The organism is Gordonia sp. NPDC062954, assembly GCF_044543825.1.
Lineage (GTDB): Bacteria > Actinomycetota > Actinomycetes > Mycobacteriales > Mycobacteriaceae > Gordonia > Gordonia tangerina.
Map to the genome: position 1 here is coordinate 136,838 of NZ_JBITWL010000004.1, position 13,709 is coordinate 150,546.

Annotated in this window: 11 protein-coding genes; 4 read left to right on the top strand and 7 right to left on the bottom strand. The window is 68.7% G+C overall.

Annotated features, from left to right (window positions below):
* Positions 1–15: 15 nt before the first annotated feature.
* Both ACIGKQ_RS06120 and ACIGKQ_RS06125 read left to right on the top strand, forming a co-directional pair.
* Positions 16–936 (top strand): CoA ester lyase, encoded by a 921-nt coding sequence (locus ACIGKQ_RS06120; protein WP_266060897.1) that lies wholly within the window; start codon positions 16–18, stop codon positions 934–936.
* Positions 937–943: 7 nt separating this feature from the next.
* Complete coding sequence (locus ACIGKQ_RS06125; protein ID WP_396572751.1) at positions 944–2,695, top strand: hypothetical protein; 1,752 nt, start codon at positions 944–946, stop codon at positions 2,693–2,695.
* Here the strand turns inward: ACIGKQ_RS06125 and ACIGKQ_RS06130 are convergent.
* A complete protein-coding gene (locus ACIGKQ_RS06130; protein ID WP_235722810.1) occupies positions 2,634–3,803 on the bottom strand; it encodes a glycosyltransferase family 4 protein in 1,170 nt (389 codons plus the stop codon). The two genes, ACIGKQ_RS06125 and ACIGKQ_RS06130, sit on opposite strands and share 62 nt — an antisense overlap.
* A gap of 258 nt (positions 3,804–4,061) precedes the next feature.
* Between ACIGKQ_RS06130 and ACIGKQ_RS06135 the strand changes: the two genes are divergently transcribed.
* Together ACIGKQ_RS06135 and ACIGKQ_RS06140 are read left to right on the top strand one after the other, a co-directional pair.
* Entirely contained in the window at positions 4,062–4,745 is a 684-nt protein-coding gene (locus ACIGKQ_RS06135) for a TetR/AcrR family transcriptional regulator (protein WP_235722811.1), read from the top strand.
* On the top strand, positions 4,742–5,512 hold the full coding sequence (locus tag ACIGKQ_RS06140; protein ID WP_235722812.1) for a class I SAM-dependent methyltransferase: 771 nt from the start codon (positions 4,742–4,744) through the stop codon (positions 5,510–5,512). Before ACIGKQ_RS06135 ends, ACIGKQ_RS06140 begins: the two co-directional genes overlap by 4 nt.
* A gap of 16 nt (positions 5,513–5,528) precedes the next feature.
* Here ACIGKQ_RS06140 and ACIGKQ_RS06145 read toward each other — a convergent pair whose 3' ends face one another.
* The 6 genes from ACIGKQ_RS06145 to ACIGKQ_RS06170 all read right to left on the bottom strand — a co-directional run bounded on the left by ACIGKQ_RS06145 (position 5,529) and on the right by ACIGKQ_RS06170 (position 13,627).
* Positions 5,529–6,287: a hypothetical protein gene (locus ACIGKQ_RS06145; protein ID WP_235722813.1), complete on the bottom strand. Its 759-nt coding sequence runs from the start codon at positions 6,285–6,287 to the stop codon at positions 5,529–5,531.
* A 52-nt stretch (positions 6,288–6,339) separates the two neighbouring features.
* A complete protein-coding gene (locus tag ACIGKQ_RS06150; RefSeq protein WP_396572754.1) occupies positions 6,340–8,898 on the bottom strand; it encodes an ABC transporter permease in 2,559 nt (852 codons plus the stop codon).
* A 4-nt stretch (positions 8,899–8,902) separates the two neighbouring features.
* Complete coding sequence (locus tag ACIGKQ_RS06155; RefSeq protein ID WP_396572756.1) at positions 8,903–9,799, bottom strand: ABC transporter ATP-binding protein; 897 nt, start codon at positions 9,797–9,799, stop codon at positions 8,903–8,905.
* Positions 9,800–9,903: 104 nt separating this feature from the next.
* Complete coding sequence (locus ACIGKQ_RS06160) at positions 9,904–10,917, bottom strand: esterase-like activity of phytase family protein (RefSeq protein ID WP_235722816.1); 1,014 nt, start codon at positions 10,915–10,917, stop codon at positions 9,904–9,906.
* A 261-nt stretch (positions 10,918–11,178) separates the two neighbouring features.
* Positions 11,179–13,008, bottom strand: a complete 1,830-nt coding sequence (locus ACIGKQ_RS06165; RefSeq protein ID WP_266060782.1) for a phosphoenolpyruvate carboxykinase (GTP) — start codon at positions 13,006–13,008, stop codon at positions 11,179–11,181.
* A 220-nt stretch (positions 13,009–13,228) separates the two neighbouring features.
* A complete protein-coding gene (locus ACIGKQ_RS06170) occupies positions 13,229–13,627 on the bottom strand; it encodes a DUF6802 family protein (protein WP_266060781.1) in 399 nt (132 codons plus the stop codon).
* Positions 13,628–13,709 lie beyond the last annotated feature (82 nt).

Genomic DNA, 13,709 nt, shown 5'->3' on the forward strand with positions numbered 1-13,709 from the left:
GAGCGCACCGCCTCGATGTACGACCAGAACTTTTCCGACGACGCCGCCAGTACAGATCCCGTCGGTTTCCGTATCGATCCGGTACTCGCGCGCAGTTGGCTGCTGGTCAACGGAGCCCACGCCGGACGATTCGAGGCGGCGCACCGGTCACGCGCCGACGTCGTGGTGCTCGACATCGAGGATGCCGTGGCGCCCAAAGACAAGGTGAGCGCCCGCGACCACGTGGTGCAGTGGCTCGACGCCGGACACTCCGACTGGGTACGGGTCAACGGGTTCGGCACCCCGTGGTGGGCCGACGATCTCGCGGCACTGGCGAGCACATCGGTGGGCGGGGTGATGCTCGCGATGGTCGAGTCGGTCGACCACGTCAGCGAAACGGCCAAGCGGCTGCCGGATGTGCCGATCGTGGCGCTGGTGGAAACCGCACGGGGGCTCGAACGGATCAGCGAGATCGCCTCGGCCAAGGGCACGTTCCGGCTGGCGTTCGGCATCGGCGACTTCCGGCGTGACACCGGCTTCGGCGACGACCCGGCCACCTTGGCTTACGCCCGGTCGCGATTCACCATCGCCGCCAAGGCGGCTCACCTGCCCAGCGCCATCGACGGCCCCACCGTCGGGTCGAGTGCGCTGAAACTGTCCGAGGCCACCGCGGTGAGCGCGGAATTCGGGATGACCGGCAAGATCTGCCTGACACCCGACCAGTGCCACCCGGTCAACGAGGGCCTGTCGCCGTCGCAGGACGAGATCAGCTGGGCGCAGGAGTTCTTCGCCGAGTTCGAACGCGACGGCGGCGAGATCCGCAACGGCTCCGACCTGCCGCGGATCGCCCGCGCCACCAAGATCCTGGATCTGGCCCGCGCGTACGGCATCGAGAACTCCGACTACGACGACGACTCGGTGCACTCGCCCGCCCCGTCGGACACCTATCACTACTGAGCCGGCCATGACCCGGCGCCGCCACCCGGTCGTCCTCCTGTGCGCCGTCAGCGGCGCACTGGCCGCGCTGATCATGGCGCCGCTGCTGCGGTCCGGACACCTGCTCTACCGGGATGCGGTGTCCACCCCACGCTCCTTCGTCACCGACACCACCCTGGGCGTCGGGGATCTGCCGCCGCGCGCGGTCCCGCAGGACTGGGTCGTCGCGATGGCGTCGTCGGTGGTCGACGGCGGTGCGGTGGTCGTCGCGATCACCTTCGCCGCCCTCGTGTGCGCCGGCGTCGGCTACGGCCGTCTGGCGCTGCGTCTGGTGGGCGCCGCCGGGCGCACCGGCGCGGCTGCCGCGGCGATGGTCGCGATCTGGAATCCCTATGTGGCCGAACGCCTCCTGCAGGGACACTGGAGTCTGCTGGTCTCGTATGCAGCACTCGGGTGGGTCGCCACCGCGGCGTGCGACATTCTGCGTGACACCGTCGACGGCCAGTCGGAGGCAACCCCGCGCTGGGTGCCGTGGACTCACCTGGTGGCCGCGCTCTGCGCCGCCGCCTTCACCCCGACTGGGTCGATGTTGTCCGGCGTTCTCCTCCTCGCGCTGACCGGGATCGGTGCGCGCAGAATCCGATACGAGGGATCCGGGGCCGCCCGGGGGCGGACGCTCGGCCTCTGGTGGATCGGGTGGGTCGTCGCCGCCCTGCCGTGGTTGACCGCAACACTTGTCGGCCATGCGTCCATCGCCGCCGGCGACAACGGTTTCACCGTCTTCGGCGTGCGTGCCGAACCGGGACTCGGCACCATCGGCACGGTGCTCGGGCTGGGCGGCATCTGGAATGCCGAGGCTGTTCCCACCAGCCGCACCATCTGGTGGGCGGCCGTGGCGACGGCGGCGCTGCTGCTCGTCATCGCCACCGGCACCGTCTGGTTGTGGCGTCACCGGGGACCCGACACCGGCGTGATCGCGACCCTGGGTGTGGTGGCCGCGGCCACCGCCATCGCCGTGAGTGTGGCAGCCATCGGGCCGGTCGCCGAGACGCTGTCGGCCGCCACCGTGGACGTGCCGGGACTCGGATTGTTCCGCGACACCCAGAAGTACCTCGCGCTGCTCGTACCGTTCGTCGCCGTCGCGACCGCCGCCGCGGTGGCCGCCGCACGCCGCTGGGTGCCCGCCGGTTTCGCGCTCGCCGCCACAACACTTCTGATCGTCGCACCGCTACCAGACCTCGCGTGGGGTGTCGGCGGGACGATCTCCCCGGTCACCTACCCGTCGGACTGGGCGGCCGTCTCGGCACAGATCACCGCCGATCACGGCGCGGTGGCGGTGTGGCCGACCGGGTCGGTGCGGCAGTACTCGTTCACCGATGGACCGTCACTGGACCCGCTGCCCCGAATGGTGCGCGCGCCGGTCGCCGAATCCGGCCGATTGGTGGTGGATTCGGCGGTCGTCGATCCGCCGTCCGGGCGCGGTGCCGACGTCGACGCGGCATTGTCGGCCGGTGGCTCAGTCGGGCGCCTGACGGAGCTGGGTGTCGGCTGGGTGGTGGTGGAGAACAACGATCCGCCATCGGCCCTCGCCGCCGAGGCGGCGGTCGTGTTCCGCGGCGCCGACCTGACGCTCTATCGCATCCCCGGGCCGATCGCCGATCTCGGGGCGTCCACCGCCGCGCGGACGACAGCCATTGTCGCCCATCTCGTCTGGGCGGTTACCGCGGTGATCGCACTGGTCGCGGCGCTGATTGCAGCAGCCCGTCGAACACGTCGATGAATCCGTCGGCGGTCGCCGACCACGAGTAGCCGGCCGCCTTGCGTTGCGCGTTGCCACCGAGGCGCGCGGCCTCCTCCGGGTTGTCGATCAGTTTCCTTGTCGCGCTGACCAGTTCGTCGACGCCGTCGACGAGCAGGCCGGTCTCGCCGTGCTCGACCGACTCGACCAGTCCGACCGAACTGCGGTAGCCGATGGTGGGCACCCGATGTTGGGCCGCCTCCACCACCGCCAGACCCCAGCCCTCCTTGCGCGATGGCATCAGATGGACGTCGGCGCGGGCAAGCAGCTGATGTTTGCGGGGCTCGTCGACATGGCCGTGGAAAGTGACGAATCGTTGCACACCGAGCCGGGCGGCGGTGTCGCGCAGTTCATCCGACCACCAGCCACCGCCTATCACGTCGAGGTGCACGTCGGCTCGGGTGTGGCGCAATTCGGCGACCACGGCCAGGGCGTCCTCCACCTGCTTGTGTGGGACCAGTCGGGAGAGCACACACAACCGCGGGCCGCCGGTCGGGTCGTCGGACTCGGCGAGGTTCGCCGGCTGGGGCACGATCGCGTCGATCCCGTTGCGGATCACGGTGATCCGTTCACGGTCCACGCCGAGGGCGACGAGTTCGTCTGCCGACGGACCCGACACCGTCACATACCTACTGCGTCGGTGCACCCGCGGCGACACCCGCGATTCCAGCCACCAGCCGAACCTCCCGAGCAACCGTCCGGCGACCGGCCACTGCTCGCGATGGCAGTGATGAACCAGCACCACCGTGGGCACCGGCGACACCGTACCGGCGAAGAACGGGATGCCGTTCTGGGTGTCGATGACGATGTCGGGCGCACCGGGCAGCCTGCCGCGGCCCCACCGCGCGGCCACGATCGTCAGCAGAGCGCGCGGGTACACCGAGAGTCGACCACCGGCCCGCAGGATGCGCACCCCGGCCCGGTGCTCGATCGCCGGCGCGCCATCGTAGGCGGCGGTCAGCAGCGTCACTCGCATACCGCGCTCGACCAGTTCCGCGCCGACGCGTTCGAGATAGCGTTCACTGCCTCCACCCTGCGGGTGCGTGGTGTCGCGCCAGCAGAGCAGCAGCACATGAATCGGTTCGGACATTGCGACCAGAGTAGGCGATCGCAACAGCAGAACCCCCGAGCCGTACGTGGTATCCCCTCCATACCGCGTCCGACCCGGGGGTCCCGGTCCGACGACAGACAGCGTGTCTGTTGCGGCTACACTGTAGCCGCTAACCCGTCGGACGTCTACAACGATAGTTGAGACGATCCGTACCGGCGAGGTGAGCGTGACGGGCGAGCCGAGTTGCCTCGGACACCACGTCGCCCGACCGTCCATCAGCCGAGACGAGGAACCTCGATGCCGGAGCATCCCCGCGGCCGACCGCCGCTGCCCGCCGAGGAGATCTTCGCAGAGGCGCTGTCACTACTGGCCGACGGCGGGCAGGGGTCGCTCGGCATGCGCGCACTGGCCCGGCGGCTGGGCTCCTCGACCTCCACGCTCTACCGTCAGTTCCCGGGCGGCAAGGATGAACTGTGCACCCGCCTGGCCGAACACATCATGTCGGAGATCGTCGCCGCGCTGGCGCGCTCGGACCTCGGCGACCGGTGGGATCAGGTCGTCGAACGCTCCGCCGTGGTCACCTTCGACGTCCTGCACCGCCATCCTCACTCGGCGAGTCTCTTCGCCGGTCAGGTGCACTTCGGGCCGATGGGGTTGACCCGCTACGAACGGTCGCTGACGCTGCTTATGGCAGCGGGCCTGTCGGCCTCGGATGCGGGCGCCGCCGATCACGCGCTGGCGCGGTTGATCGTCGGATACGCGTTGCAGTCCGCACAGGACACCGAGGACGACCGCGCCGCGGTGTTCGAGTACTACCGCGGCCTCGACGCCGGGCAGTACCCGTCGTTGAGCACGGTCGTACCCGCTCTGCCGAAGGATGTGCGCTCGGAGTTCCGGTTCGCGTTGCACACCTTCATGATCGGGCTGCGCGCCCGCTCCGGCGGTTCGCCGGGCACCGGCCAAGCGCGGGTGGACACGTGAGGCGGCGGCTGCCGGGGCGGGGTATCCGGCCGGAGTTCGCCCAGTACGCCACCCTGTCGCGTGCCGCACGCCTGCTCGATGACTTCCGGTTCGAGCAGACCGATCCGGCACGTTTCTACGGCGCCATCGCCGCCGACACGGCCCAGATGGTCGGCGATTGGCACGACCGCCCCCTGCGGGATGCGGTGATCCTCGACGTCGGCGGTGGTCCCGGCTACTTCGCCGACGCCTTCGACCGCCGCGGCGCGCATTACATCTCCGTCGAACCCGATCCGAGCGAGATGCACGCCGGCGGCCTCGAGCACCGCACCTCCGTTCGCGGCTCCGGACAGCAGCTGCCGTTCGCCGACCGCTCGATGGATGTGACGTTCTCCTCCAACGTGGTCGAGCACACCCGCGAACCGTGGCGGATGGCCGACGAGATGCTGCGGGTGACCCGACCGGGCGGCACCGTGATCATCAGCTACACGCTGTGGTGGGGGCCGTTCGGCGGACACGAGATGGGCCTGACGCACTACGTCGGCGGGCATCGCGCCGCGCGGTGGTACACCCGTCGGCACGGTCATCCGCCCAAGAACCTTTACGGCACCTCACTGTTCCCGGTGACCGCAGCGCAGGGGCTGCGATGGGCCGGCACCGTGGCCGGTGCCGACGTCGTCGGCGCGTTCCCACGCTATCTGCCGTCGTGGCTGTGGTGGGTGATGCGCGTGCCCTGCCTGCGCGAGATCCTCGGCACCAACCTGGTGCTGGTGCTACGGAAACGCTGAGCGCCGCGGGGCGGCGTCAATTCACGGTCGCCGCGCAGCGCAGCGGCCCGCCTCGACTGGTCGACGACGCCAGCAGATCCTCACCACGCAGGATGTTGCAGGTCACCGGGCCGCGGATCACGATGGCGGTGATCTCCGCCGACGTCCCGCCGACCGTCGCCGCCTGCGACCACGGGGTACCGGCCGCGGCGACCACCGTCGAACTGCCCTGCTCGAGGTAGCGGATGCCCACCACGTCACCATTGCCGGTGAGCTGATAGACCACCTCGCCCGGGGCCACGGTGGGTGTCGTCGTGGTCGTTGTGTCCTCGGTCGTGGTGGTGGTCGACGTGGTGGTGTCCTCGCGCTCGGTGGTCGACGTCGTCGCCGACGACGAGTCGGCGCCCGCCGTTGCGTCCGTGCCGTCGTCGGTGCCGCCGCGCGCGATCAGCACACCGACCAGCGCCAGCACCACCAGGGCGCCGAGCGCGGCCAGCGCCAGACCGACGGTGCGTCCGGTGTTCTTCGGTGGCGGGGGCCCCGGTGGTACCGGACCGCCGTAGCCGGGCCCCCCATAACCCGCGCCGTAGTTGGCCGCGGTGTACGCCTGCGGCGCGTCGTAGGGCCCCGGCTGCGCCGCCGTGGTCGGCGGCTCGCCGGGGCCCGCGCCCTGTGCACGCTGACCCGGGATCTCATCGGTCGGCCCGTAGGCGGCCGTCTCGTCGGAAGGCTCGAAACGTCGCGTCTCCGGGCTCTCGCGATTCGGGTCCCAGGGTTCGTCGGGTGGTCGGGTCATGGACCGATTGTGTCACTGCCCGCCGACGACGCGGGTGTGCGACCCGAGGCCCTCACGCCTCGACGATCGCCTCCAGCGGCCGCGTGCGCGCCGCCCGGACCGCCGGCCACAACGCTGCAAGCACGCCCACCACCGCCGACGCGACCAGCGTGATGACGATCAGAGTCCACGGCACCACAGGCGTACCGAGGCCCCATTTCGCCAACGTGCGCACCAGCGCCACGCCGATGACGGTGCCGAGCAGCACCCCGAGGATGGCACCGAAAATGGCGATCAGCACCGACTCGAGGTAGATGCTGCGACGGACCTGCGCCCGTAGCATGCCGACGGCGCGCAACATTCCGATCTCCCGCTTGCGTTCCACTACCGACAACGCCAGCGTGTTGATGATCCCGAGCACCGCGATCAGCAGGGCCAGGCCGAGCATCGCGTACAGGGTGGCCAGCATCTGATCGATCTGACTCGACACCGAACTCTTGAACTGCGTCCGGTCCTGCACCTGGACGGTCAGGTAGGACGCTGTGGCATCCTCCAGATTCGTGCGCAACGTCTCCGCGGAGACACCCGGTTCCGGTGCCACGAATATCATCGCGCTCACCTGCGCCGACGCCGGCACCAACTGGTCGTAGACGTCGGGTCCGACCAACCAGGGCTGCAACGCCTCGTTGTCGGCGTACACCCCGGACACCGTGACCGGTACCTCCTGGCCGGTGGGTCCGGTGAAGGTGACCACATCGCCGCGCTGCCAACCCTTGTCGATGCTGGTGCGTTCGCTGACGAACATGCCGTCGGCAGGCAACTGGTCCGACGCCCCGTCGCGCATGTCGAGCACCGCGACATCGGCGGGCTGCCCGCCCACCGCGCCATAGCCGGCCACCTGCTGGCCGTCGGCAGTCGCCTGGATGATGCCGAAACTGACCGACGCCGCCACACCGTCGACCTGCTCCACCTGGTCGGCGACCGCCCCGGGAATCGGCATCTGATTGCTGCCGGCGACGATGAACTCCGCAGTCATCCCGCTGTCCACGGCCTCGTTGACCGTGCCCTTGAACGAGGTTCCCAGGGTGCCGATGACCGCCACCAACATCAGACCCAGAGTCAACGCGAACGCCGTCGCCGCGGTCCGTCGCGGATTGCGCACCGCATTGGTGCGGGCCAGACGGCCGATCCGGCCGAACGGGGCGCCGAGCACCGAACCGAGAGCACCCACCACCGGCCGCGACAACGCCGGACCGGCCAAGACCACCGCCGCGATCGCACCTGCCGCACCGGCACCGACCGCGATCGCCGGTCCGACGCCGACGCCCATCGCACCGGCGACGATGGCCACCAGCGAGATGACACCCACGACCGCACCGACGACGGTGCGTCGCACCAGCGGAGCAGACCCCTCCGCCATCCCGGCGCGCATCGCCTCCACCGGCGGCACCCGTGACGCCCGCACAGCCGGCACCCAGGCGCTGATCATCGTCACCACGATCCCGACGAACAACGCCGCCAGTACCGCCCACACGCCGATCTGCAGCGGCGCGTCGGGTAGCCCCGAGGCCGAGGTGGTGAGCGCCTTGAGCAACGCCGCCAAACCGATACCGACGGCCAGGCCCACCAGCCCGCCGATCACACCGACCACAAACGCCTCGAACAGCACCGACCTCGACACCTGACGTCGGCTCGCACCGACCGCCCGCAGCAGCGCCAGTTCGCGATTGCGCTGCGCGACGATCATCGAGAAGGTGTTGTAGATGATGAAGGTGCCCACGATCAGGCCGATCGCGGCGAACGCCAACAGGATTGCGGTGAAGATCGTCAGGAACTCGTTGACCTGGTCCTTCTGGTCTTGACGCACCTGATCGCCGGTGCGCACCTCGTAGGTGTCGGGCGGCAGAGCCGCCTGCACCCGCTTCTGCAACTCTTCCGGCGTGACACCGTCGACCGCGGACATGTCCACCTGCGCGACATGCTGCCCGTCGGAGAACAAGCTGCGCGCGGTCGCCTCGTCGAACTGCACGTTGACGTAGCCGCCGGTGGAGCCGGGCAGATCGAGCAGCCCGACCACCGTCACCTCACGCGGCTGCGCCGAACCCTGCCCCACCACGAGTTGTGTGGTGGACCCGACCTGCAGGCCGGCTTCGTCTGCGGCCGACGAATTCAAGGCCACCTCACCGGCATTCGTCGGACCACGACCACCGGGCAGGATCTTGCTGCTGTCCGGGGACAACGACTGATCAGGCGGAAGGTAGGCGGTACCGACACTGGGAGCGCCACCGGTCTGCAACGCCTTGCCGTCGGACCCGGCGATCGTCACCGAGCCGGTGTAGTTGGCGACGATCTTGTCGATACCCAGTTCCTGCTTCTGCGCGGTCAGGTCGTCGACGACCGTCAGCGGCACACCCGGCGACTGATTGCTGTCCGGGGTGATCTCCACCGCCACGCCTGGCGCCGCCGAGTCGAAGATGTCGTTGAACGCTTTGGAGATGGTCGACGTGAACACGATCGACCCGGCCACGAACGAGGTGCCGAGGACGATCGAGAACACGGTCAGGAAGAGTCTGAGTTTGTGAGCGCGCAGGTTGCGCAACGACACCCGGCGCATCACCGTCGAGGAGGCCATGTGGTCAGCGCACCTCGGAGGTGTTCTCGTCGGCTGCGTGCTTCGGCCCGCTCGCTTCGCTCCCGGCGCCGCTCACATTCGGCCCGCTCGCTTCGCTCCCGGCGCCGTCACCACTCGGCCCGCTCGCTTCGCTCCCGGCGCCGTCAAGATTCTTCATCACCTCGAACACGTCATCGGCCGAGGGGCGCGCGAGTTCGCGGACGATCTGCCCGTCGGCGAGGAACACCACCCGATCGGCATAGGAGGCCGCACGCGGATCGTGGGTGACGATCACCACCGTCTGCCCGAACTCGTCTGTCGCCGCACGCAGGATCGACAGCACCTCGCCCGATGACCGCGAGTCGAGATTGCCGGTCGGCTCGTCGCCGAAGATGATCTCCGGCTTACCGACCAGGGCGCGGGCACACGCCACCCGCTGCTGCTGCCCGCCGGACAACTCGCTGGGCAGATGATCGAGACGATCGGCGATCCCGAGACGCCCGATCACCGTGTCGAACCACTCGGTGTCGATATCGCGGCCGGCGATGTCGACCGGCAGGGTGATGTTCTCCCGAGCAGTCAACGTCGGAACGAGATTGAACGACTGGAACACGAATCCGATGCGGTCGCGCCGCAACTCGGTCATCGCCTTGTCGGAGAGGCCGGTGAGATCTGCCTCACCGATGTGCACGCGTCCACCGCTGGCGACGTCGAGCCCGGCGAGGCAATGCATCAGGGTGGACTTGCCGGAACCCGACGGCCCCATGATCGCGGTGAACTCGCCTTCGCCGAATTCGATGGTGACGCCGCGCAGGGCCTCGACGACGGTGTCACCCGTGCCGTAGACCTTGGTCAGATCCGCCGCGCCGGCGGCGACCGCGCGGGTGTCGATGAGTGAACCGTCCGTATGAGCCGATGTCATGGCATCAACGGTGCCAAAACTCCCGACCGTTGGCCATCAGGAATATCCCTGAGACGGACTCGGGGTACGTCCTCGGGTCATTCGGACAGCGGAGCGGCACCCAGTCAGCGCGTGGGCAGATGGACTTCGAGACCGTGCACGCGGGTCGGACCGGCGAACATGTCGTTGGTCACGATGTAGAGGATGCGCGACCGGTAGCCCTTCGACGGAGTCGCCGGAAGCCAGTTACCCCACGCCAATCCCGACATGTTCCCGGCAGCCAGACGCGTCAACGGTGCGGTCGAGAAGATCCGCTTCTTCGGCATCGACTTCTCGCGGCCGGACAGCTCCTTCTTCCCGGTGACCGGGGTGGCCCCACGCGTGGTGGTCCAGTAGATGCGCGCGGCGCGCCCGTTGCCGCGTTCGAGCACCAGGTAGTCGGTGTTGTTCACCGCGAGCACATCGGCGGCCACCTTGTCGCCGTCGGTGCGGTAGACGTACTCCGACGTGCCGCGGCCGGCCCAGGTGATCAGACGCGCCGACGTGCGCGCGTCCTGCTTCAGACCGCCCGCGGTGATCGCGCTGACCCGATCACCGGGCGACACGGCCACTCCGGTGAACCCGCGCTGACCGTTCAGGCCGGACTTGCCGGAGACCCGGTAGGCCGACGGAAGCGGCAGATCCCGCACGTGATTGCCGATCGGACCGGTGACACGGACGAACTGATTCGCCCCGCCGCTGGCCACCACATAGCCGTCCCCCAACCGGCGGATGCCCTCGAACTGTGCGCCGCCGGGAAGGATCGGCAGGTTGTAGGGAGCGAAAACCGTACCGCCACCGGTCACGCGGCCCCCGCCCGTGAAGCCGAGGTTCGACGTGAACGGGATGGTGGCGTTGTAGGTCCGGGCCGGGCCCTGCCGGCCGACGTCGGTGGAGATCAGCACGTACGTGCCGTTTCCGGTGCGGTCCAGGCCGGAGATCGCGCCGAAGGTGGGGACCGCACCGATGATCGTGGAATCCCTATACAGCGCAATCGGTTCGCTGCTCGACGGTGCCGCCACCGCCGCACCTGCGGTCATCGTCGAAAGCCCTACAGCACAAGCGGACACGAGCGCCGCCCCCCACAAGCGAAGTCTCATGGTAGGGCACCCTACCCCATGGTTCGGTCGCCGACCGGCCCACCAAGCCCCCGGCCCCCGCCAACCCGGCCCCGCACCCGGCAACCCGACTTCCCCAACTCACCCCACGGAGGCCGAGAGAACCGCAAAAAGCGCCGAGAGAACCCAGCCAATCACGCAGCCAGATTCTCTCGACGAAATTCTGGGTTCTCTCGGCGCTTTTTGGGGTTCTCTCGGCGCGAGGGGGTAGCCGACCGCTGTCGGCGCACCCTCAGACTCAACTCACGAGAGACGCTGCTTCAGGTGATCGAGCTCGTCGCGCAGTGAGCTGGGGAGCTTGTCGCCGACGAAATCGAACAACTCCTCGATCAGCGGGATCTCCTGGCGCCATTCGTCGGCGTTCACCGCGAGCGCGGCCGCGATGTCCTCGGCCGGCACACCATCGAGGCCGTCGACGTCGATTTCCTCGGGCTTCGCGACGATGCCGACAGGAGTCGAGATGCCCTCGTTCTTGCCCTCGATCCGACCGACGATCCACTCCAGCACGCGGCTGTTCTCACCGAAGCCCGGCCACAGGAAGCGGCCGTCGTCGCCGCGACGGAACCAATTGACGTAGAAGACCTTCGGCAACTTCTGCGCGTCGGCATTCTTGCCGAGGTCGAGCCAGTGGGCGAAGTAGTCGCCCACGTTGTAGCCGAGGAACGGCAGCATCGCCATCGGGTCGCGGCGCACGGTGCCGACCTTGCCCTCGGCGGCTGCGGTCTGCTCGGAGCCGACGGTGGCGCCCATGAACACGCCGTGCTGCCAGTCGCGGGCCTCGGTCACCAGCGGCACGGTGGTCTTGCGGCGGCCACCGAACAGGATCGCCGAGATCGGCACGCCCTGCGGATCGTCCCACTCCTTGGCCAGCGACGGGCACTGGTCAAGCGGGGTGCAGTAGCGCGAGTTGGGGTGGGCGGCCTTGTGATCGGACTCCGGCGTCCAGTCGTTGCCGAGCCAGTCGGTCAGGTGCGCCGGCTTCTCGCCGCCGATGCCCTCCCACCAGATGTCACCGTCATCGGTCAGTGCGACGTTGGTGTAGAGGGTGTTACCGGCCTCGATGGTCTTCATCGCGTTCGGGTTCGAGTCGTCGCTGGTGCCCGGCGCCACACCGAAGAAGCCGAACTCGGGGTTGATCGCGTAGAGGCGACCGTCGTCGCCGAAGCGCATCCACGCGATGTCGTCGCCGACGGTCTCGGCTTCCCAGCCTTCGATGGTCGGCTGGATCATCGCGAGGTTGGTCTTGCCGCAGGCGCTCGGGAACGCGGCGGCGACGTAGTAGACCTTCTTCTCGGGGCTGGTCAGCTTGAGGATCAGCATGTGCTCGGCCAGCCAGCCCTCGTCGTGGGCGAGGACCGACGCGATGCGCAGCGCGTAGCACTTCTTGCCCAGCAGCGCGTTGCCGCCATAGCCGGAGCCGAAGGACCAGATCTCGCGGTCCTCCGGGAAGTGCGAGATGTACTTCTCGGAGTTGCAGGGCCACGGGACGTCGGCCTGGCCGGGTTCGAGCGGCGCACCGACGGAGTGCAGCGCCTTGACGAAGAAGCCGTCCTCGCCGAGGAGTTCGAGGACCTGGGGACCGACGCGGGTCATGATCTTCATCGACAGCACGACGTACTCGGAGTCGGTGATCTCCACGCCGAGCTTGGGGTCGTCGGAGCCGAGCGGGCCCATGCAGAACGGGATGACGAACATCGTGCGGCCGCGCATGCACCCGCGGTACAGACCGTTCATCGTGGCGCGCATCTCGGCCGGGTCCACCCAGTTGTTGGTGGGACCGGCGTCTTCGGCGGTCTTCGAGCAGATGTAGGTGCGGGACTCCACGCGCGCGACATCGGCGGGGTCGGATTGCGCCAAGAACGAGTTCGGCTTCTTGTCCTCGTTCAGCTTGACCAGGGTGCCCGCCTCGACCAGCTGACCGGTCAGACGCTCCCATTCGGCGTCGCTACCGTCGGACCACACCACCCGTTCCGGCTGCGTCAGCTCCGCGACCTCGGCAACCCACGCCAGCAATCCGGCGTGTTTCGTCGGGGCGGTCTTCGGGTCCAGGCCTGGAATGGTGGCTGAGGTCATGATCGGTTCTCCTCCGAGGTGACGGCGCGATGCACAGCCGTCGCGATGTCGTCGTCACCACAGGATACGTTCACCGAGCGCCCGCTAGGTACCGGGGTGATCCAGATGCGGCAAATCCCACATCACGACATCGGCCAATGGCGTATGCCGACGTTGCGTCGGCCCCGAGTCGGCGCGCGATCGGCCATGCCGGGTAGCTCAGCGGCCTCGGTCTCGTCGGTCAGCCCAACCTACCGGTGTCGGTGGCCACCCAGGTGCCGCTGCCCGGGTCGAGCACCCGCGACGAGAACGTTCCTTCCGCATCGACCTCGGTGATCTTGTCCACCTGCCCGTCGTGGTCGGAGTCGGTGTAGACGGTGAGTCCACCGTCGCCGGTCCGGGTCAATGAGTCGCGGATGCCGTCGTCGTCGGTGTCGACATCGGCCGGGCCGAGATCCCAGATGCGGCCGTCGGAGTGCATCCACAAGTGATCATCCGGTGTCGACGTGGCACCCGCGTGCTCGAACACCGCGCCGGCGTCGTGGCGGCCCACCGCGGCGCCCCCATCCGGATCCACCGACCCCTGGTGGTCGAACGATTCATTGCCGAGTGGATCACCACCCAGAAATGACATGTCCATCCGCACTCCCCTCGTCGATGCCGCATCCGCACACCACCGTGATGATAAGACGCGCCGGCCCGCCATTCGGTTCCATCGCACT